The following is a 21,698-nucleotide window of genomic DNA, read 5'->3' as shown; positions in this document are numbered from 1 at the left end:
TGTAAAGAAAACGATAGAACGTGTATAATATGTTTAATATATCCAATAGTCAATGTCAAGCGAGTGAATGACTTGAAATAGATTGACGAAATGCTATAAATGATATAATGTAAATATATGGGGAGAAATAAGATAGGAGAAGTCTTATGCAAAACGAACGTAAACCGTTATATATGCAGATTCAACAGCACTTCAAAGAAATGATCCTGCAGGGCAAACTGCGGGAGAACGATAAGATCCCCTCGGAAAAAGAGTTAATGGAACAGTTCGACGTCAGCCGAATTACGGTAGCCAATGCCTTGATGCAGCTGGCGAAGGACGGCTGGATCTACCGGATCCCCGGGCGGGGAAGCTTCGTCAGCGAAGGCATCGGTGAGCTGCTGCAACGCCATCAAGGCTCTCTGGCGGAGGGGGGATCATGGCCCGTGCTGGACGGAAATGCGGGGGCGCCGGTCCATCATCTCGGAGCGTTAAACGGAGGGGTAGCTGACCCTTCGCTGGGAGGGATCGAAGCCGCATCCCATATTCCGGGGCGCACCACGATCGGGCTAATTATGCCGATGCTGGTAGACTATTTTGCCATTCGGCTGCTTCAAGGAATTAATAACATCCTTGAAGACAGTCCATACAGCCTGCAGATCGTCTTGACGTACAATTCCATTGACCGGGAGAAGGAAGCGATCAACGATCTGATTCGCAAAGGGGCCGCCGGGCTGATTATTTTCCCAAGTGATGCGGAAACGTACAATGAGGAAATTTTAGCCCTGAAGATGCGAGGTTACCCGTTTGTGCTCCTCGATCGGTATTTGCCGGGAGTAGCTACGAACTTGTCGCGCAGCGACGGCTTAATCGGCGGACAGCTTGCCGTTGACTATTTGTGGGGCCTGGGGCATCGCGACATCGCCATTTGCTCCGATTCGCCGTTGCCTACAATTACAGTGGAGGAACGGATTAACGGATATATGGAGGCGCTCAAACAGAAGGGAGCGATGATTAATCCGGCACTGATCCTCACCGATTTCAATGTGGATTACAGCGAGATCGACAAGAAGCACCCCTTGTACCGGTTTATCAAGAACCAGATTGCTACCGCTTATATCACACTGAACGGACGGCTTGGCCTGCACATCTACTCAATATGTAAAGAATTAGGGCTTCGGGTGCCGGAGGACATCTCGATCCTGACGTTTGATGATCCTTCGCCGGGGCTGCATGAATGGGGATTCTTCTCGCATATTTCGCAATCGGAAATCGAGATGGGAGAAGCCGCAGCCCGGATTTTGCGAGACATTCTCGAGAAGCCTGAGCTTAAGGATGCGGGGTATACTAAAGTCATCCTGGAGCCAAAATTAATTGAAAGTCAATCTACGGGACCCCTTGCAAAACGAGTAAAGTAAGTAGATTGACAGGGCACCTGCTTGCCCTTGCAAGCTAGGTGTCTTTTTTTATGCTAAATTAGCAATAAATGATATATCTAATTCTTGACATAAATGACATAGTGAAATATAGTTAATATTACAAATAGATAATACAACTTAGAACAAAAGCTTTATCAGTGCACTTCACAGTAAGGAGGGTTGCTTGGACGATGGAAACCGCGGGATTACAGAAGCGAAAAGCAACGCAGCGCAGGTTAGGGAAGCACAAAGATGCTTTGATCGCCGCCGTTATCCTCGTGCCGATGTTTTTGGCATGGTTGGTGGTTTCGGGTTTTCCCACTTTGTTCGGGTTCGTGTTAGGGTTCTTCGAATGGGTGGGGTTGGCAGATACACCTAATTTCATCTGGTTCGATAACTTCATCAGCTTCTTTCAAAACCCGGTGTACACGGATGCATTGTGGAGGTCGATCTGGCTGGGCGGACTGGTCACGGTCATTACGCTGGGAGCAGGCTTTTTTGCTGCACTGCTGATGAACCTGCCGCTGTTCGGCAAAGGGTTTTATCGTTCCATTTGGTACATCCCCGCCATCACGGCAACGGTTGCGACCACGCAAGTATTCAACATTTTTCTGGATTCGAACAATGGGGTCATCAACAACCTGCTGAAAGCGATGGGCAAGGAACCGATCGTATGGCAGTACTCCGTCGGATGGGGCATTTTCTGGATTGTGGTCTATTCAGTCTGGAAAGGGGTAGGCGGTGCAGCCTTAATCTGGTTGGCCGGTCTGCAATCCGTGGATTTGTCCTTGTACGAGGCGGCGGAAATCGATGGTGCGGGACGGTGGCATAAGCTGCGGTATGTCACGTTGCCAGGGTTAAAACCCATCGCGACGTATATCGTCATTACGAACTTGATCGCAGCGATCCAGATTTACGAGCAGGTATTATTCATCACGAACGGCGGGCCTTACGGGCAAACCGAAGTGCTGGTGTTCCGTATTTACCGGGACGGCTTCTGGGACTTCAATTTGGGGATGGCTGGCGCTTCCTCACTGATCATGGCCTTGATCGTTATTGTTGTGACTGTGCTGTACTACAACTGGTCAACGAAATCCGATCGTCGGACAAGCATTCCGATCAAGCCCGTCAAACCCGCGAAAAAGGAGGCGCTCCCACATGCCCAGTCCACTGAACGCTAAAGTTAGCAAACAGTTTAAGCCCGTTCATTTACTGGGACATCTCATTCTTCTTGGCGTTGGGCTCATTTTGCTGTACCCGTTGATCTTTATGGTGCTTGCTGGTTTTTTCACCAAGACGGAATTCTCCTCAACGGTGTTAGGCATCTTCCCGCTTCCTAAAGCGCCAACGCTGGAGAACTTCAAGGCGCTGATCGTTGGGTCCACGGATGCTGCAGTAGCCACTTATATGAAGAACTCGCTGATTCGTACAGCTTACAACACGTTTTGGGCAATTTTGACTTCATTTTTGGCTGGATACGTGTTCGCGCGGCTGCGGTTTAAAGGGCGGGATACGATCTTCCTGATCATGCTTGCCACCCAGATGATTCCCGGGACGCTGGCGATCATTCCGACTTACCTTGAATTTGCCCGCTTCCCGTTTGCCGGGGGAAACGATATCTTTACCGGCGGAACCGGTATTCTGAACTCCTGGTGGGTTTACTTGATCGGTGGGCCTAGCATCAATATTATGGGGACGTTTCTGGTGAAGCAGTCGCTGGAAAAGGTGCCGCTGGAAATCGACGAAGCCGCTATTGTGGATGGGGCCGGGACGATCCGGTTGATCTTCCAGATTCTATTCCCGCTGCAGCTGCCGATTATGGCGTTTATCGCGATCACGACAGCGCTGGGAACGTGGAACGATTTTATTACACCGTTCTTCTATACAACGGACGACAGTTTGCAAACGCTTCCTGCGGCGATCACGCGGATTTCCTCCGTTGGGGCAAGCCCGGGTGCCGTGATCAACTATCCGATGATTATTACCCTGAGCCTTGGCATCACGATTCCTGCGCTGCTGATCTTTGCCTTCTTCCAGAAGTATATTGTGCAGGGCCTGGCGAACACAGGTATCAAAGGTTAGGAAGGCCGGGAACTCATTTCAATGTAGAAGGTGCACTGCGGTCCGTTATGGATCGAACCGATGAAACAGATCAAACACCAGTGTTGAAAACTTGACTTAATGGACACTCACGCTGAATAAAATGAATTTTGGAGGGGTTCAAGCATGTTGTTGAAAAAGATGCATGTCATGTTTCTATCGCTGTTGCTCATCGCCTTGTTAGCAGGTTGCGGATCTGGGGGCGGCAACACAGGTGGCAATCAAGCCGCGAACACCTCGGGAACCAGCCAGAATGGGGCTTCGGGAAATGAAGGTTCGTCGTCAACTGAAGGCGCTACCATTACCGTATTAAATGAAGGAGCCGTAGCGATTGGCGTCGGGGTGCTGAGCGAGCTGCTGGAGAAAAGCAAGGAAAAAACGATCGCCGACGAGACGCTGAATCCCCGGATTACAGAGGAGGATTACAACTATACGCCTGGTCAGCCGCTGAAAAAAGCCGGCGTCTTCCCGTACTATTATCAATCGATTATCAACGAGAAAATGAAAAGCAAAAACATTACGGTCAAAACCGAGGACTGGGGTTGGGGCGAACCGCTGATCCAGAAGCAAACAGCGGGATTCCTGGCGAAAAACATGCCCGACATCATCGTTGGGGAAACACAAATGCCTGGGTTTGCCCAACAGGGATTGCTTGAGCCGTTCCCGGACGACATGGCCCAAGAAATTCGCGAAAAAGTAGCCCCGGCAGCCTGGAAGCCGATGGAGTATGACGGCAAAATTTACGGTTTTGCCTCGCAACCTGGCGTTAGCAGCTTGTTCTGGAACAAGAAGCTGGTGCAGGAGGCAGGCCTGGATCCGGACAAAGCGCCAGCAACCTGGGATGAGCTGTTGGCTAACGTGAAGAAGGTAACGGAAGCAGGCAAAGGGAAGTTCTACGGCGGCGGGGTCTATGCCGGGCCGAATGCCGGCGGGTATTTGCGGTATGGTACCTTGCTTGTTATCAATGGCGGAGGATTTGCGGATGATCAAGGCCAACCTGTCTTTAACTCCGATGCCAACGTAGAAACGGTACAGTTCTTGAAAGAGCTTAACGCCAACCATCCGGCTGGATTGATGGTGAACACTACTGAAGGAACGTATTTTGACGCGTTTAAAAAAGGACAAATCGCATATCTGATCGATGGACCGTGGCGTGCGATCGAGAGCTCGCAAATCGGAATCGATTACGGAATGTCGCAAATTCCGCTGTCCCCGAATGGCAAAGCCGGCAATATCACCATCGGCGCCGCGTTCCATGCCGTACCGAAGGATGCAAAGAACAAGGAAGCTGCATTTGAGTACATCCGCGCGATGTACAGCGAGGAGATCCAACAACTGATCGCCGATACAGGCGTCCGGTCTCCTGTACTGAAATCGGTGGCTGAGACCGATGCATATAAAGAGGCGCATCCGGAAATGTATCAGCACTATCTGGCGATGGCCGGCAATGTGCAAGGGTTGCCAACGTTTAAGAATTCAGACTCCAAGGTATGGCAAATCTTTGGTGAAGCCGTGACGAAAGCGTTAATGACCAAGGAGGATATCAAGTCTATTCTGGATGACGCTCAGAAGAAAGCGGAGGCCTATACCAAGTAAATTATATTGAAAGAGTGATGCAGCATGCCGTATGAAACGAACCACATTATGATCCAAAAGGCAAAGCAAAGGCTTGCCAAACTGCAGGATTACATTTACCGCCCGATTGCCGGGCTTGAGGTTGAAGCTTGGGTAACGAAAGAGCCGGTCCCTTACGCCGAGCGAATGAGCGGCCGGCACATACGGCTTCAGCCCGGGGATAAATGGGGAGAGCTGTGGGATTGCGCCTGGTTTCATTTTCAAGGGACCGTACCGGAAACGGCCGCTGGCCAAAAAGTCGTTCTGTTGATCGATATTAATGGAGAATTATGTCTCGTGGATGAAGCGGGAACCCCGCGACAAGGCTTAACGAACGTTAGCTCCGAATTCGACTACAGCCTAGGTCGGCCTGGTAAGCGGGTGGTGGACGTCAGCGCTGCCGCCCGAGGCGGGGAAACGATCAATCTGTGGGGAGACGGCGGCTGCAATGACCTATTTGGACATTATCGCAGCGGAACGCTGAAGGAAGCGGACATCGCCATTTGCCATGAGGAAGCCCGGCAACTGGCCTACGATCTGGAAGTGTTAATCGAGCTGGTTGAGCAGCTGCCGGATTCCAGCGCCAGAAAAGCCCAGGTCCTGCAATCCGTCTACGAGGCAGCTCTTCAGCTGTCGGAGATCAATGAGGAATCGGTACGCTTGGCGAAAGCGTATGTGGCCCGCGAATTGGCGAAGAAAGGCGGGGATTCTGTCCTGACGATCAGCGCCATCGGCCATGCGCATATCGACCTGGCCTGGCTGTGGCCGATCCGCGAAACGATCCGCAAAGGAGCCCGGACTTTCTCTACGGCGCTGCGGAACATGGAGAAGTATCCGAGTTACGTCTTTGGCGCAAGCCAGCCGCAGCTGTACCAGTGGATGAAGGAGCACTATCCGCAGCTGTACGCCGAAGTGAAGGAGCGGGTCCGCGAAGGACGCTGGGAAGCGCAAGGCGCGATGTGGGTCGAACCGGATACGAACATCTCCGGCGGCGAAGCATTAGTGCGGCAAATCCTGTATGGCAAGCGATTCTTCCGTGAGGAGTTCGGCAAGGACATGAAGGTGCTGTGGCTGCCTGACGTCTTTGGGTATACGGGCAGTCTGCCGCAGCTGCTGAAGAAGTCCGGCGTCGACTATATGATGACGCAGAAACTCTCCTGGAGCACCTACAATACGCATCCGCACCACAGCTTCCTGTGGGAAGGCATTGACGGGACGAAGGTGCTGACGCACCTGCCGCCGGAGGATACCTATAACAGCCCAGCGGCCCCGCGGTCGCTGACCAAGATCGAGCGGGACTATCTCGATCGGAACGTCTCGGAGCATGCGCTGATGCTGTTTGGGATCGGCGACGGCGGCGGTGGACCAGGAGAAGAGCACCTGGAGCGGCTTGAGCGGGAGGTGAACCTGCTGGGACTCCCGCCGGTCGTTCAGGAGCCTGCGATCACCTTCTTCAAGCGGCTGGAACAAGAGGCTTCGCGGTTCCAAACGTACCGCGGTGAGTTGTATCTGGAGAAGCACCAAGGGACATTAACCACGCAGGCGCGCAACAAGTGGTATAACCGCAAGCTGGAAAAAGCACTGCGTGAGCTCGAATTCGCGGCTTCGCTGCAGATTGCCCTGGGCGAAAGCCCTGCAGAGTACCCTGCCGCCCGGTTGGAGAAGATCTGGAAGGAAGTGCTCTTATACCAATTCCATGATATTTTGCCAGGATCTTCGATCACCCGGGTGTACGACGAGTCGCTGGAGCGCTACGCTCAGCTGCTGGAGGAAGTCCAAACGATGATTGCGGAAGCTTATGGACGAATCGCTGGGCGGTCCGGAGCTGCCGCCGGTGAAATTGTTCTGTTCAATTCCTTGCCTTGGGACCGGCAGGAATGGGTAGAGATCGGCGGAAGCTGGAAGTATGTGCAAGTGCCGGCGATGAGCTGGCGCAAGCTCACGGAGGCTGCGGCAGAACCATCGGCTTCGGAACAAGCATTGATTGCCGAGGACTTCCGGTTGGAGAATGAACGGCTTGCGGTTCGGTTTGCCGAGAACGGCAGCATCGTGTCGCTGTACGATAAGGCCGCCGGACGGGAAGCGATTCAGCCGGGCGCTGAGGCCAACGTATTTACCGTCTACCATGATGACGGCGATGCCTGGGATTTCCCGCGCGACTATCGCGATACGATTGCTGGAACGATGACGCTGGAAAGCCGACGCGCTTACGTTTCGGGGCCGCAGGCGGTTGTTGAGCAGGTTTACCGCTTTGGGGAATCGACGTTAAAGCAAACGATCCGCTTGCTGCAAGGTGATGGTCTGCTGCGCTTTGATACGGAAGCTGATTGGCGAGAAACGGGTAAAATGCTCCGGGTTGCTTTCCCGGTGGCCGTTGTGAGCGATCAGGTGAACTGCGAAATTCAGTTTGGGGTGTTAAAGCGGCCGACGACGCGGAATAATGCGATCGAATTTGCCCGCGACGAAATCTGCGCTCACCATTATCTCGATCTGTCGCAGCCGGATTATGGCGTGGCGCTGCTCAACGACAGCAAATACGGGCACAGCGTGGAAGGCAACGTGCTGGATTTGAACCTGCTGCGCAGCCCGGGATATCCGGATCCGCAGGCCGATCGGGCGGAGCATCGCTTCACTTATGCTTTGTACCCGCATGCGGGCGACTTTATCCAAGCCGGCGTATACCGCAAAGGCTATGAGCTGAACATTCCGATTGCATCCGCAGCGGCCATCCCGGTGACGCCTCAAGGCGGCGGGAAGTCTGACAGCAGTTCCTTGCACGGGAAAGCTTTCCTTACGATTGAGCATCCTAACGTGATGGTGGAAGCGGTGAAGAAAGCCGAGGACAGCGATCATCTGATCGTTCGTCTGTACGAAACGGCAGGAGCTGGGGCGGATGGAGAGCTGAGCTTTGGGCCGGCTTGCCGAACCATTGAAGAGGTGAATCTGCTGGAGGAGCCGATCGGGCTGCTAGCAGAAAATACGGATCGGATTCGCTTGCAATTTACACCGTTTGAGATCAAATCGATTCGCGTTCAGTTGGCTGAATGATGGATAGAGTGTAGAGGTTATAAGTTAGCTGTGAATGAGGTTGGCTGTGAACGAACTCTAAGTTACAAGGGAGGGCTTAGGCGTGACGGGAAGAGCACGGGCGGAAGAACGGACCGGATTTCAGGAAAGCGGCGCTTATCATGCGGCCTATGATCTGCAGACGGATTTTGTGATGGTGTACGGCATTGGGGAGTCGATGCCTCAGCGCATTCGCGAATGGGCTGAGCGGGGCTACCATGTGCATCTCATGACCGGGGTGTCCTGGGGCGGTTACCAGGACTATCTGAACGGCCGTGTTGACGGCCGCTCCCATTGGGACGAAGCCCAGAAATATCAAGACGGCGAGACGATCATCCACGGAACCTCGGTGGATATTCCCTACATGGTGCCAACCATCAGCTATGCGAATTTTCTCATCGAGCGGATTCGGCCGGCTGTGGATGCCGGTGTGGAGGCCATTCACCTGGAGGAACCGGAATTCTGGGTGGAAGGCGGATACTCTGAGGCATTCCAGCGTGAATGGCGCAATTACTATAACGAGCCTTGGCAACCGCCCCATACTTCGGAGGACGCGCAATTCCGCGCCTCCAAGCTGAAGGCTTATCTGTACACGCGTTGTTTGGACCGTATCTGCTCGGCGTTGAAGGAATATTCGCTGGTCCGGTATAATCGACCGCTGCGTTTTTTTGTACCCACCCACAGCTTGATTAACTACACCCAATGGCGGATCGTCAGTCCGGAATCCCGGCTGCTCGACTTGCCGGCGATTGACGGTTATATCGCCCAAATTTGGACGGGGACATCGCGCACCGCGAACGTATACGAAGGGAAACGTGCGGAGCGGACATTCGAGACGGCGTTCCTGGAATATGGCATCATGCAGGAACTGGTGCGCGGGACGCACCGCCGCATGTGGTTCCTGCACGATCCGATCGAGGACGATCCGACACGGACGTGGATCGATTACCGCGAGAACTACACGAAGACGCTGATCGCTTCGCTGCTGCATCCGGCGGTTTCGCGCTATGAGGTTGCCCCTTGGCCGCGGCGGATCTTTCAGGGCCAATATCCTTCCGCGGACGGCAACGGCAAAGAGGGGATTCCGTCCGATTACGCGACCGTGCTGCTGAACGTAATGCATACGCTCGGGAATATGGACCAGGAGGAGGTCCAGGTGTACGGCAATACCGCCGTCACCGGCGTGCTTCTGGCCGATTCAGCCATGTTCCAGCGGAAACGGATTGGGACGCAAACGTCCGGTTTTATGCAAAAATACGACGGGACGAACGAGGTGGAGTTGACCGATGATTCGGCGGTGGAGTTGCTGAACTTCTCGCCTTTTTATGGGCTGACGCTGCCGCTTGTCAAGCATGGGCTGCCGGTACGGCCGGTCCAGCTTGATAACGTTCGGCGGTTCCCGGGATATTTGGATGACTACCGCGTGCTGGTTTTAAGCTATGAATTTATGAAGCCGGAATTCCCGGATTTGCATAACGCTTTGGCCCAATGGGTGCGGGAAGGCGGAGCGCTGATTTACGTTGGAGACGACAGCGATCCGTATCACCGGGTACGGGAATGGTGGAATCAGGGACGGCGACGCTACGATTCTCCTCGGGCTCATCTATTCGAATGTCTCGGCTTGCCAAGCGCGGCCGGGGCAGCAGCAGAAGGCATCACCCGAGTTGGCGCTGGGTTAGTCAGCTACTTGCCGTTGCGGCCGAATCGGATCGCGGAGAGTGCAGAGGCGGCGGAACGCTATCGCGCCGCAGTATGGGAAGCGATGGAGTTGCTGGGTAGCGGGGAAGCACCTGCGGCGGCGGGGGATTCACCCGCAGCGCAGACAGCTGCTGAAGGCTCCGCAGAAGGAAAGCCGGCTCCAGCAGACGCGCTCCGTTGGGAACCAGTCAACTATTTTCATCTCTGCCGCGGTCCGTATGTGATCGCTTCCGTCATGACCGAGTCAGTCAGCGATGCGCCGCTGGAGCTCGAAGGACTTTTCGTTGACTTGCTTGATCCCGGTTTGCCGGTCAAAGAGCAAGTTGCGGTGCAACCCGGACGCCAGGCCTTACTTTATGATTTAGCATACACCGGACCGGGCAGCCACAGCACCGACTCCGAACCCGGCTCCAAAGTGATTGCTGCATCCTCCCGGATTGAGGATTATCGCGAGGATGAAACCGCCATTACGTTTACGGCCAAGGGGCCTCGACCGCTGCAGGCCGTGGCGCGGATTCGCTGTGAAGCGAGACCAACGGCGGTGACGGCAGAAGTGTTGGGACCGCAGCAGGAAGACGGCTCTGCTTCGGCGCCAATCATCTCCCTGCAGTTCGAATGGGACGCGAAGTCACACACGTTGCTCCTTCATTACGAGCATGGAGATGGAGGAACCCGCATCACCGTGACGAAATAGGAAACGAAGTTTAACAGATAAAAAGTGATTTAACAAATCGCGAGATCCAGATAGGAGGCAGATTACAAATGAACACAAAATTGCGTCCACCGGCAGTACCTTTGGTCACCGTTGATCCCTTTTTCAGCGTCTGGTCGATGGCTGATCGTCTGACCGACGATTTCACTCGCCATTGGACCGGGCGTCGGCAGGCGTTCACTGGCCTGGTGTATATCGACGGCGTAGCCTGGCGGTTTGCCGGACGCGTCGAGTCTAACCCGGAACGGTATTATACAGAGCCGGAGGCGATGAACCAAACCGGACTTGAAGTCACGCCGCTCTCCACCCGCTATCAGTTCGAGGCGGGAGGAGTTGCGCTGGACGTGACCTTTACAAGTCCGCTGCTGCCGGACGATCTGGAGCTGCTGTCGCGGCCGGCTTCCTATGTCGCTTTCCGCGTGCGTTCCCTCGACGGGAAGCCCCACCAAGTGCGGGTCTATGTCGACGTAACCGGGGAATGGTGCGTTAATGAAACCGATCAGGCGATTACTTGGCAACAAGAGGTGCAGGGAGACCTCACCGTACTGCAGGTCCGACATGTCGAGCAGAACCCGCTCCATAGCTCCGGCGATGACCAGCGGATCGATTGGGGCACTTTCATGCTGGCCGTCAAGCAGACGCCGGATGTAGAGACCTATCTGGATCAGGCACAGATTCGCAAGCAATTCGTTCGCGAAGGTGAGGTTCGTCTTCAGGAAGGTGCGGCTCCGCTATCCCAACCACAGCCCGTTCGCGAGGCTGAGCTCGCTATGGCTTCGGTGTGGAATGTCGGTGAAGTGACCGGAACGGACGAGAAGACGCACTTAATCGTTCTTGCCTATGACGACGTATATGCGATTGAGTATTTTGGTCAGCCTTTGGAGGCGTATTGGAGAAAAGACGGGAAAACCTTCTCGACCCTGCTCAGCGAAGCGTTTCGGGATTATCCGGACGTTCTTGCACGCTGCGATTCCTTTGATGCCAAGCTGCGCGAGGACGCAATCCGCGCCGGCGGGGAGAAATATGCCGATATCCTGTCCTTATCCTACCGGCAGGCGATTGCAGCGCATAAACTGGTCCTTGATCCTGAGGGACAGGTGCTGTTCATGTCGAAGGAATGCTTCAGTAACGGCTGTATTGCCACGGTGGACGTGAGCTACCCTTCAATTCCGCTGTTCTTGCTGTACCAGCCGGAGCTGGTCCGAGGCATGATGCGTCCGATCTTCAAATACGCCGCCAGCGACGCCTGGACGTTTGAATTTGCTCCGCATGACGTGGGTCAATATCCGCTGGCCAACGGTCAGGTTTACGGCGAGAACAAGCTGGAGGGGCAAATGCCGGTGGAGGAGTGCGGCAATATGCTGGTCATGGCGGCCGCAGTTACGCTGGCTGACGGGAATACAAGCTTCGTTCAGGAGCATCGTGAGTTGCTCGCCCAATGGGCCAACTATCTGGTGAAGCATGGGCTTGATCCGGAGCATCAATTATGTACCGATGATTTCGCCGGACATCTGGCGCGCAACGCGAACCTGTCGGCGAAAGCCGTGATGGGCGTTGCCAGCTACGGATTGCTATGCAAAATGCTGGGTGACAAGGAACAAGCCGAGCGCTACCGTCAAGCCTCTTCGGAAATGGCTCGCCAATGGGAAATCCTCGCCGCCGATCCGAGTGACGAGAACCATACACTGCTCGCCTTTGGTCAGCCGGGGACCTGGAGTCTAAAATATAACCTCGTCTGGGACGGCATCTTCGGAACTGGCTTGTTCAATCAGGAAATCATCCGCCGTGAAGTGGCATGGTATCAGAAGAAACAGGAACGGTATGGCACACCGCTGGATAATCGGGCAGCCTATACGAAGGCCGACTGGCTCGTCTGGGCGGGGGCGCTCGCGGAGACGCGCGAAGACTTCCAGCGGATCGTTGAGCCGCTCTGGGTATTCCTGAACGAGACGCCGGACCGCGTACCGTTCACGGATTGGTACGACACGAAGACGGCGCGGCAGATCGGCTTTCAGCATCGGACGGTAGTTGGCGGCTTGTTCATCAAGCTGCTGAAAGATCGTGGATGGGATCGTGCGTAGTATTTGAATCTATTCGATATTTCGAATAAAATTTGCCAGTTCACACCGAAAAAAGCGATTCTATTCGATATTTCAGATAGAATCTTGGTTTTGGGCCGACTTCGACGCAAATCTATTCGAAATTTTATATACATTCCGCAGAAATCGCCGCTTTCGGCGATTTCTGTTCGTTTTTTCATATAGATTCGATTATGATAGTCTGAGAGAGTACTTATCCGAAAGGAGTGTTCATCTTGGGTCATATCATTCCGGAAATGACGTTAAATGACGGTTTGAAGCTGCCGGTGGTCGGGCTGGGAACCTACACGCTCCGTGGCAGCGAAGGTGTGCAGTCAATCGTTCACGCGATCCGCTCCGGCTATCGTTTGCTGGATTCCGCGTATAACTACGAGAACGAGGGAACGGTTGGTGAGGCGGTAAGGCGTTCTGCGGTACCGAGGGAAGAGCTGATCATCACGTCCAAGCTGCCCGGGCGTTACCACACGTACGATAAAGCGGTCAAGGCGATCCAGGAATCGTTGTACCGGGCGCAGCTGGATTACTACGATCTGTATTTGATTCATTGGCCCAATCCGATTCAAGGGCATTACGTGGAAGCGTGGCAAGCTCTAATCGACGCCCGAAAATGGGGGCTGATCCGCTCCATCGGCGTCAGCAATTTCTTGCCGGACCACCTGGACCGCCTGATCGAGCAAACGGGCGTGACGCCAAGCGTAAACCAGATTGAGCTGCATCCGTTCTTTAATCAGGCCGAGCAGCGCAAATATCATGAAGCGCACGGAATCGTCACGGAATCCTGGAGCCCGCTGGCCCATGGCAATGAGGTGTTGCAGCATGAGACGCTCCGGCAAATCGCCGAACGGCATGGCAAGTCGGTGTCCCAAATTATTTTGCGTTGGCATTATCAGCTGGGCGCTGTATCCATCCCGAAATCGGCCTCTGCAGCTCGGCAGATCGAGAACCTCACGATCTTTGACTTTACATTGGACGAGGAAGAGATGAAGCAGATCAATGGCTTATCCCGTCCGGACGGGCGGATTAGAAACCAGGATCCTGCCGTTTACGAAGAATTTTAATATTACGCGTACCCCCGAAAACGAACGAGCCGCAGGAGTAAATTCCTGCGGCTCATTTCGTTATTTCCTTGGAAGAAACGTAATTTCACTCTCGCGGTCGCATTGATGGACGATGGAAATCAAGCGGGACCGCTCCAGCCGATGGCATTGGAATTCCAAAATGCCCATCCCTTCCTCGTCCCCGGGTGCTTCGGGACCCAGCCGATAAACGGCCGAACGGTTCAGATATCGAAGCAGCTCCCCCTGGATGGCGGCGCAATGCCGGCTCTTAATCCGCACCGTTAGGGTGAAGATCCCACCTTGGACCGGAAGTTTGACGGCTTCGAAGGCGGACAGGTAGGCGATAACCGAATAGAGGGCCTGCAGAAAGCCAAAATGAAAGCCCGCACCGATCAGGATCAGACAGTTCAGCATCAGCAAGATCCGCTCCGGGGACAATCTGCCATATTGGAGCTGCTTCACGGCTTTCTCCGCAACGTCCAGCGCCCCTCCAAAACGCAGAGCTAAACCAAGCCCAAGTCCCAGTGATAATCCCCCGATCAGCGCTGCCAGCAGCGGCTCGTCAATCAGGGAAGGATAAGGATGGAGCACAAGCGTCCCCAGTGAAAATACCAATACGCCAATCACAGTGAAGATCCCGTAGGACCCATGGATATTTTTACGATAGAGAAAGAGTAAGGGCAGATTCAGCAAGAACAAGAACAATCCAAGCCGCATTTCCGTCGTTAACGCCAGCAATGCGGATAAACCGGTCATTCCTCCAACGACGATGCTGTGGGGCATCAGGAACAGCTCTAAGCCGACGGAAGCAAGCGATGCGCCAGCTATGACGCCGGCAGCACGACCAAACGTCGGAATAAGAGGCTTGAAGCCGCCGCGGGCCTTCCTGGAGGAATGAACTCTCAACTGGTGTTTCAAACCGACCCCTCCTTACTGGATAAACCCATCATCAAGGGCAGGCGGTTCTTATACCGAGTTACGGATAGATCGCGGACGGTAGATCATCGGATCGCCGCGATCAGGGCGAAGGACAAACCGCCTTCAGCACGAGATGATCCAATGAATTATTTTCCGCTTAATAGGATCTGTCTGATTTGCTGTTGATGGAGCCGTTCGCCAAGCACGACGACCGTCGCCTCGGAGGTCAGCATCAGATCAGGTCCGGGATTGATGTGTTTCTTGTGGTTCTTCTCGATCACTGCGATGATCGTCGCACCAGAACGCTGACGAATTTTCAGCTCACCGATGGTTTTGCCGATCGCTTTATAATTCGAATCCAATTTATACCACTCAATGATCAGATCGCCTAAAGCCACTTCAATGTTCTCCATTGCCGTTGGCTTATATGCCGCACCGCTGATAATGGCTGAGACGTATCTCGCCTCATCGTCATCCAAGGTCACCATGGAGACGCTGTTGTCCGGATCGTCCTCTTGGAAATGAGATAACTCGCGCCGGCCGTCATTGTGAATAACGATCGAGAGTTTGTCGCCGCTGCGGGCCTGGATCACGAATTGTTTTCCGATTCCTGGCAGATCTGTTTCTTTGAGATTCATTTGAGTCAAGCCTCCAGTTTTTAGAGTCATTTTCCATTTTGGGTATTACAAAATAAGCCTCATGCGATTTCGTTTTAAAAAAAACGTGTAGGTCATGCAGGAGACTGGATCAAAAAACGATACAACTTCGGTTAAGCCACGAACATGCTCGTAAATTTGATGGGCATAAGCAGACGCCGCTTTAACAGCAGGCAGAATAACGGTCGGAAACGCGCCCATGGCGCCAGCAGCATAAAACTGATCAGGGCCGGGACGGTATCCAGTTGATGCGGGGTTCTGTCGACAAACAGCTTGCCGTAAGACGGCGTACTATTGAGGCGAAGCGATACCTTGTGCTGTATGTGGCCATAATCGGTCTCAAGCGTCTCTTCCCCACGAGACTCTGCATGAACGGGGGATGAAATAAAGGAAGGGAGGGACAACGCCAGGACCAACGTCAATACCACCACAGCTAACCAACGAAGCCTTAGTTGTTGCGTTGTCATGCGTCATCCCTCCCCTCGACATCTATTTACTTATCTTAAGGATAGCATATTGGCGTCATTCTTTCCAAAGATATAGGGAAAGCATCGATCCAACTGTTGGTATAATGCAAGCGGATCTTGGGAAATCTGATACGCTTGTAAGCGTGCGGATTGTTCCAGTGTTAGTACGTCTAATTCAATTAACCGCGCTACGGGTGTTTTGGCCGTGTCGAATGTTTTCTTTACACGTGCTGCGCAACGCTCCTTGCCTAACAACTTGGGAGTGGGCAAGCAGCAATTGAAATACCGATCAGGCAGGGCAATATTGAAGTTGAGCGCTCTTCTGTTCCGGGCAGCCATAGCGTTTGCCTCGTTAGTAACATTTTAAACTGAGTGATCGCGCATGATTGACAGATTATTAAGAATTAATATAAACTAGACATATAAATAGTGCAATTCAAGAATGTCTTAGCAAACAGTTAATTTTATTGACTGGGTTGAAAAGATAAATCTTGAACTGAGATTACAGAATCAGGTAGACTTTTCAAAAGTGCGAGAGATGCTAGTTGAAAGTAAACCGGCAATTTTCTGGAATTCGTGGCATTAAGACCGCGGAACCCGAAGTTGTCGGTTTTTTATTTTAGATTTCATTGAAAGGAACGTTGTCTGTGCCATTTTCAACTCTTTTTTTGGGATTTCTCGGAGTGTCATTGTTGAGCGGTTTGATGATAATAGGCCTCAAAGCTCCGTTGAAGTATATTCCGTTTCACCTTGGAATTTTGACACTGCCTCCTGTCATAGCGCTTCTGTCGCTGGTCTTAGCATCTGAGAGCGCAAGCTGCGGTCCGTTGTACTTTGATCGCTTGTCCTGGCTAATGGCATGGTTTGTCACCACGATCAGTTTTTTTGTACAGAAGTATTCCATGCGCTACTTGCTTGCGGACCGATCTTATCGTAAATACTTTACCCTATTGACGGTCACTGCAGCAGCTGCTTCGATTACCTGGCTGAGTAACGACTTCCGCTTGTTATTGGCAGGTTGGGGGGCTACTTTATGGGGATTAACCGGGCTTATCGGTTTGAGGAAAGAATGGCCGGCGACAAGACACGCAGCGGCATTAAGCGGCAAGTTCTTGGCAGGAAGTTGGGGATTGTTGTCGGTCACGTTGTTGTGGATTGGCTGGAGAACAGGAAATTGGGAGGTTTCGCTACATTCGCAAAGCAGCATGGAAGATCTTCATTCACTAGAAAGATTCTTCTTGAATATGCTGCTTGTTATTTCAGTTATGATTCCGGCAGCGCAGTGGCCGTTTCAGCGGTGGTTGCTGGACACCGCTATTGCGCCAACGCCTATATCTGCAGTCATGCATGCAGGGATTGTGAATGGCGGTGGGATTATCTTGACTCGTTTGGCTCCGCTGGCCACTGAAGATAGTCAACTGATGCTTTTGGTTATCTCGAGCTTGTCTGTCCTGCTGGGTACCGGAATTATGCTGGTTCAGGTTGATTATAAGCGGCAATTGGTAGGTTCTACTATAGCCCAGATGGGCTTTATGCTGGTTCAATGTGCGTTAGGATCCTATTGGGCGGCTATTGCTCACGCAGTGCTGCATGGTTTGTTTAAAGCGACACAATTTCTGCAATCGGGTTCGGTGGCGAAACCTAAAGAACGTGATCCTCACCTTTCCCAGTCTGCGGCAAGTTTATGGGTCATTGCTGGCGGAGCTATCAGTCTTGCGGTAGGGACAGGAATTTGGATCAGTTCACATGGGGAGTCCTATCAATTGATTAGCGCTGTAATTCTCAGTCTGTCTGCATTCATATCATGGAAGCAACTTGTAGCTTCCGGTCGCGGCTGGATCAACAAAATAACGGGCATCATATTGATTGCTGGAGCCGCGGTCTTGTTTCAAGTAATTCACAGAGCATTTTATCAACTTTTGCATACTGCGTTGCCGGAGGGGACAACATTGTCCTTGAATATTGTATTTATTTTCCTGATCATTTTAGTAACATTTAACTTACTTATTGCATGGTTTATTCGTAATCGCACATTACCGGTTTCCGTTGTTGTTTATCTTTGGCTTTTGAGGTTAAGTGAACCGCAAAGCAATTCGGTTGAGGTTCGTTCCAGAAGTCCTATTTCAACCTCAGTTACAAGGAGGACACAGTACTGATGAATACAGTTGCCGCATTTGACCAATCGCCAAATTCAGACAAACAATCAGCGCTTTCTCATTTAAAAATAAATCAATTTGTCCAATCGGCTTTAAAAGTCATCGTTCCGCTTGACCCGATACACCGATTTGCGGCGCGTAGCCCATGGGCGGGGCTGGAAGAGCAATCATTTGAGCAAACGGCTCGACGGCAAATGCAAATATGTGGAATTGATATTTATCCTAGTGAAGCAATTTTGTGTCAGGCAAAAAATCAAGGCGAAATTCGGGAGGAGTTTCTTGAAAAATCAATGCAGAAATGGCTCGATATGCATTTGCCAGATTTGCCCCGAGAGGCGGCAGAGCAGTTTTGCCGAGCTGCACTTAAGCTGGATCGACCGCCTGAGGCATTATTCGCAACACCCGAGTTATCAGCTTTGGTGCAAAAAGTAAGGCGAACCGGGTTCCAAATTACGGAAAGCTGTGAATTTCAAACATACAGCAGACGTTTGGAACAACAGTCAGGTATCGAGCTAGCTAGCAAACTGGATCGATTCCTGATTAAATGGTGTAAATTATTTTTGGATGAATCTCAAGCTTCATGGCCGATGCCGTTTCGTGAAAATGGATTTTACAACGCATGGAAAAAAATCATTAGGTATGAACCAGGTCTGACGAAAGAGATGCGCAAGTTTCTGAAACTTTTGCCAGAAACTTCCGAAGAAACACTTTGGGCCGCTTTGTCTGCATTGAATATTCCGGAGTCCATGATTGAAGGCTATTTAAAGGCGCACTTGCTTGCCTTGCCTGGCTGGGCTGGCGCGATGCTGTGGCGTTCACAGCACATCAGCAAACCCAATACATTGATGACGGACTATCTTGCAGTGCGGATTTGGGTGGAGTGGACTTTGCTTCAACCCCATCTTCTGAAGCTGAAGCCCGAAAAAGAGGTTCAAATATCGGTTAAGCCCTTGTTAGCCGAGGCTATTCATTGGGGCGGAATCCCCTTAAGCTTATGGTCAGAATTATCGGACGAAGAAATCAAAGCGCGCATTATGCTTGCATACGATTTCGATCTTTTCGCCAAAAAGCGCCTGTTGTTGGAAGCGTGGGAAGAAACCTATGAACATCGTATAAAAGAAATGATTATTTTTTCTGAAGGAAGATCTACTGATCAACATGCAGCAACCGTTGCAGCTCAATTTGTATTCTGTATCGATGTTCGTTCGGAACCTTTACGACGGAAGATTGAACAGTCTGGACCGTTCGAGACTCTGGGAACGGCAGGTTTCTTTGGTTTGCCGATCGAGAAATATGAACTCGGATCCGTTCGTCAACATCCTTCCCTGCCAGTTATAAGCAAACCTGAATTAAGGGTTGTTGAAATTTCGACTGCCTCAGAGACGGAAAGGTATCAGAACAGAAAACAACTGATTAATTCCATTCATAATGCATTTCAAACAATGAAGCAGAATCTCTTGACCAGTTTGCTGCTGCCGGAGATCAGTGCCCCGTGGTTCAGCATGCAGTTGTTCTTTCGCAGCATCCTGCCTCGGAAAACGGGGACGTTCATTCGCCAAATTCGAGAAGCATGGATGAGCAAGCCTGAAACTGATTTTGAAATCTGTCACCGATCTGAATGGCCTGATAGGCTTACTATTGAGGAGAAGGCAGATTATGTAAAGCAGGCATTAGTTTCTATGGGACTTACTGAACAATTTGCTCCGCTGGTTGTGTTCTGCGGCCATGGCAGCCGGAGTGCCAATAACCCGTATGCAGCTGCACTGGATTGCGGCGCTTGCGGAGGAGCATCGGGAGAATTTAATGCACGTGTGCTGGCAAAGCTATGCAATGAACCGGAAATTCGGAATGCTTTGGCAGCAAGAGGGATATCGATTCCCGAATGTACGGCGTTTGCTGCCGCCGAACATGTCACCACATTGGATGAGATCAACTGGGTATACGTGCCCGAGCTTTCAAAAGAAGCTTATAGAGCCTTAAATCATGTCCAAAGCGTGCTGCCGGACATAAGCGAACAGGCGAAAGCTGATAGAATAAGCAAATTACCCAACAATAGTCTGATTTTACACCCTCCTTATGCGGCAGCAGAACGCTTGGCGGAAGATTGGAGCGAGTTGCGCCCGGAATGGGGATTGGCAGGCAATGCTGCAATAATTATAGGAGAATGCAGGCTTACCATGAACTGCGATCTTGAGGGGAGAGTATTCCTCCATAATTACGAGTGGCAAAAGGATACGGACGGAGCGATACTTGAAAGTATTATCGCAGGGCCTGTTCAGGTAGCGCAATGGATTAATTTGCAGTATTATGCGTCTGCGGTTGTACCACACTACTATGGAAGCGGGGATAAAGCTACACAAACCGTAACTTCCGGTATTGGCGTTATGCAGGGGAATGCTAGCGATTTATTATTTGGTCTTCCCTGGCAAACCGTCATGAGATCGGAGGGGGAATTGTATCATACTCCACTGAGATTGCTGGTAGTCATCCAGGCACCTGAAGAATACGTGGATCGATTGTTGAGGCGTGTTCCTGAATTTCGGCAAAAAATAGAGAACAGGTGGTTGCGTCTGGCATCCATTGATTCGGAAGGACAGTGGAAAAGCTGGTCGTAATTAGTAGAGGAGGATAATATTTTGGATAAAACCAAAGGAACGTTGGAAGCGGAAATAAGTAAAGCGTTGACCAACTGGGAGAAAAGTTATCTCGGGAGAGGGTCTGTCTTTGTCAAGTCAGATATCTTGAGGGATATGATTATTGTTACAATGCAAAGAGTCCTGACTCCTGCCGAATATTCCTTGTGTCAGGACAAAGAAGGTCTGCTGCATGTGAAGACGAATCGAAATCGTCTGGTCGAATCAGGTGTTGAAGATTTGAAGAAAATTATCCTGGATATCACCGGTCTGGAAGTGTTGAGCTTCTTCACTGATGTCAGCACTCAGACCGGTGAGCGAGTGATGTTATTCAAGCTTTCAGGCAGTTTGGAGAAACTTCTTTCAAGTCGCCCGAAGGAGGGAAACTGATGGATATGAGACAGCAGAAGAAAGTACTGCTATTGACAGGATTGCACCATGAAATGGAACCTGAAATATATGAAGTAATTCCAATTAAACCGGACAGCATGGTGACATTACGTGTTGCAGGGCCATTGATTGCTCATCGTTACGGAGATTTAATGCGCACCATACTTCTACTTGTATATGGCCAGGATATCGAAGAAATTTATGTGGTAGGAGTACATGAGCGGCATTATATTACTGATGATACCCCGACTCTATATGATCACCTTCACAAAAATGTAGAATTAAGAGATAAAATGCAAATAATAAATTATCTATTAAGCAGTAACCAGATTGATTTCCCGAATATGAGCTTGCAGGAATGGCTGTCAGACGGCAAATCTGTGCAGGAGAGCGTACAGCAAAGTGTTGATATGCTTAGCAATCATCCATTAGTACCGTCAGACGTCAGGATTCACGGTTTATTCCTGAATGAAGACAGGGAAATTGTTGAGCTGGGGTAGTCATTCCAGGCAATTAGTCGTGGATTCGGATCAAGAATGGATTCATACTGCTCTTTCCAACCGTATTCTGCTTTCGAATCCAATTTTTTGTATCGTTCATATATTTTTTTGACGGATTTCCGGGGTCGCCCAGCCCCAATGTTTTATTCTAAAGCTACTAATAAAAGAAGGCAAATCGAAAATATTTGCCGGAAATCGTCCGAAATGAAGCGGAAGATCATTCCATTTATAATT

15 protein-coding genes are annotated in these 21,698 nt (G+C 51.4%); 12 read left to right on the top strand and 3 right to left on the bottom strand.

The window, feature by feature from the left end:
• The first annotated feature begins 146 nt into the window (after window positions 1-146).
• From M3G15_RS17785 to M3G15_RS17750, 8 genes are all read left to right on the top strand, one after another.
• A complete protein-coding gene (locus M3G15_RS17785) occupies window positions 147-1,397 on the top strand; it encodes a GntR family transcriptional regulator (RefSeq protein WP_260071646.1) in 1,251 nt (416 codons plus the stop codon).
• Window positions 1,398-1,588: 191 nt separating this feature from the next.
• Window positions 1,589-2,578, top strand: coding sequence for a carbohydrate ABC transporter permease (locus M3G15_RS17780; protein ID WP_260071645.1), 990 nt, complete (start codon window positions 1,589-1,591; stop codon window positions 2,576-2,578).
• The gene (locus tag M3G15_RS17775; RefSeq protein WP_260071644.1) at window positions 2,556-3,479 is read left to right on the top strand and encodes a carbohydrate ABC transporter permease; all 924 of its coding nucleotides are present in this window, start codon (window positions 2,556-2,558) and stop codon (window positions 3,477-3,479) included. Before M3G15_RS17780 ends, M3G15_RS17775 begins: the two co-directional genes overlap by 23 nt.
• Window positions 3,480-3,623: 144 nt before the next feature.
• Complete coding sequence (locus tag M3G15_RS17770; protein WP_260071643.1) at window positions 3,624-5,093, top strand: extracellular solute-binding protein; 1,470 nt, start codon at window positions 3,624-3,626, stop codon at window positions 5,091-5,093.
• A gap of 24 nt (window positions 5,094-5,117) precedes the next feature.
• A complete protein-coding gene (locus M3G15_RS17765) occupies window positions 5,118-8,159 on the top strand; it encodes an alpha-mannosidase (RefSeq protein WP_260071642.1) in 3,042 nt (1,013 codons plus the stop codon).
• A gap of 82 nt (window positions 8,160-8,241) precedes the next feature.
• Entirely contained in the window at window positions 8,242-10,569 is a 2,328-nt protein-coding gene (locus tag M3G15_RS17760) for a hypothetical protein (protein WP_260071641.1), read from the top strand.
• A gap of 68 nt (window positions 10,570-10,637) precedes the next feature.
• A complete protein-coding gene (locus M3G15_RS17755) occupies window positions 10,638-12,668 on the top strand; it encodes a glutaminase family protein (protein WP_260071640.1) in 2,031 nt (676 codons plus the stop codon).
• Window positions 12,669-12,901: 233 nt separating this feature from the next.
• On the top strand, window positions 12,902-13,744 hold the full coding sequence (locus tag M3G15_RS17750) for an aldo/keto reductase (RefSeq protein ID WP_009224699.1): 843 nt from the start codon (window positions 12,902-12,904) through the stop codon (window positions 13,742-13,744).
• 60 nt (window positions 13,745-13,804) lie between these two features.
• On the opposite strand, the gene M3G15_RS17745 is transcribed toward M3G15_RS17750, so the two are convergent.
• The 3 genes from M3G15_RS17745 to M3G15_RS17735 form a co-directional block, all read right to left on the bottom strand.
• The gene (locus tag M3G15_RS17745) at window positions 13,805-14,662 is read right to left on the bottom strand and encodes a YitT family protein (protein ID WP_260071639.1); all 858 of its coding nucleotides are present in this window, start codon (window positions 14,660-14,662) and stop codon (window positions 13,805-13,807) included.
• A gap of 146 nt (window positions 14,663-14,808) precedes the next feature.
• Window positions 14,809-15,300, bottom strand: a complete 492-nt coding sequence (locus M3G15_RS17740; protein ID WP_260071638.1) for a cation:proton antiporter regulatory subunit — start codon at window positions 15,298-15,300, stop codon at window positions 14,809-14,811.
• Window positions 15,301-15,431: 131 nt separating this feature from the next.
• A complete protein-coding gene (locus M3G15_RS17735) occupies window positions 15,432-15,785 on the bottom strand; it encodes a hypothetical protein (protein ID WP_260071637.1) in 354 nt (117 codons plus the stop codon).
• 647 nt (window positions 15,786-16,432) lie between these two features.
• On the opposite strand from M3G15_RS17735, the gene M3G15_RS17730 reads away from it, so the two are divergent.
• The 4 genes from M3G15_RS17730 to M3G15_RS17715 are packed head-to-tail and all read left to right on the top strand — an operon-like array spanning window position 16,433 to window position 21,464.
• Window positions 16,433-17,941 (top strand): NADH dehydrogenase subunit 5, encoded by a 1,509-nt coding sequence (locus M3G15_RS17730; protein ID WP_397376640.1) that lies wholly within the window; start codon window positions 16,433-16,435, stop codon window positions 17,939-17,941.
• Window positions 17,941-20,556: a DUF2309 domain-containing protein gene (locus M3G15_RS17725; RefSeq protein WP_157273395.1), complete on the top strand. Its 2,616-nt coding sequence runs from the start codon at window positions 17,941-17,943 to the stop codon at window positions 20,554-20,556. Before M3G15_RS17730 ends, M3G15_RS17725 begins: the two co-directional genes overlap by 1 nt.
• Before the next feature lie 21 nt (window positions 20,557-20,577).
• On the top strand, window positions 20,578-20,964 hold the full coding sequence (locus M3G15_RS17720; RefSeq protein WP_009224705.1) for a Na-translocating system protein MpsC family protein: 387 nt from the start codon (window positions 20,578-20,580) through the stop codon (window positions 20,962-20,964).
• Window positions 20,964-21,464 carry a carbonic anhydrase gene (locus M3G15_RS17715; RefSeq protein WP_036644960.1) on the top strand — a complete coding sequence of 167 codons (501 nt, stop codon included), beginning with the start codon at window positions 20,964-20,966 and terminating at the stop codon, window positions 21,462-21,464. The genes M3G15_RS17720 and M3G15_RS17715 overlap by 1 nt, the downstream gene beginning before the upstream one ends.
• Window positions 21,465-21,698: the final 234 nt, after the last annotated feature.

Origin of the sequence: Paenibacillus sp. p3-SID1389, from assembly GCF_025151705.1 — a bacterium.
Taxonomy (GTDB): Bacteria; Bacillota; Bacilli; order Paenibacillales; family Paenibacillaceae; genus Fontibacillus; species Fontibacillus phoenicis.
This window is presented reverse-complemented; position numbering and strand designations above follow the sequence as displayed.

Excerpts from the sequence above, each read along its gene's own strand:
- M3G15_RS17785 (WP_260071646.1), top strand. The coding sequence starts at position 147 with ATGCAAAACGAACGTAAACCGTTATATATGCAGATTCAACAGCACTTC.
- M3G15_RS17780 (WP_260071645.1), top strand. The coding sequence starts at position 1,589 with ATGGAAACCGCGGGATTACAGAAGCGAAAAGCAACGCAGCGCAGGTTA.
- M3G15_RS17775 (WP_260071644.1), top strand. The coding sequence starts at position 2,556 with ATGCCCAGTCCACTGAACGCTAAAGTTAGCAAACAGTTTAAGCCCGTT.
- M3G15_RS17770 (WP_260071643.1), top strand. The coding sequence starts at position 3,624 with ATGTTGTTGAAAAAGATGCATGTCATGTTTCTATCGCTGTTGCTCATC.
- M3G15_RS17765 (WP_260071642.1), top strand. The coding sequence starts at position 5,118 with ATGCCGTATGAAACGAACCACATTATGATCCAAAAGGCAAAGCAAAGG.
- M3G15_RS17755 (WP_260071640.1), top strand. The coding sequence starts at position 10,638 with ATGAACACAAAATTGCGTCCACCGGCAGTACCTTTGGTCACCGTTGAT.
- M3G15_RS17740 (WP_260071638.1), bottom strand. The coding sequence starts at position 15,300 with ATGAATCTCAAAGAAACAGATCTGCCAGGAATCGGAAAACAATTCGTG.
- M3G15_RS17735 (WP_260071637.1), bottom strand. The coding sequence starts at position 15,785 with ATGACAACGCAACAACTAAGGCTTCGTTGGTTAGCTGTGGTGGTATTG.
- M3G15_RS17725 (WP_157273395.1), top strand. The coding sequence starts at position 17,941 with ATGAATACAGTTGCCGCATTTGACCAATCGCCAAATTCAGACAAACAA.
- M3G15_RS17715 (WP_036644960.1), top strand. The coding sequence starts at position 20,964 with ATGGATATGAGACAGCAGAAGAAAGTACTGCTATTGACAGGATTGCAC.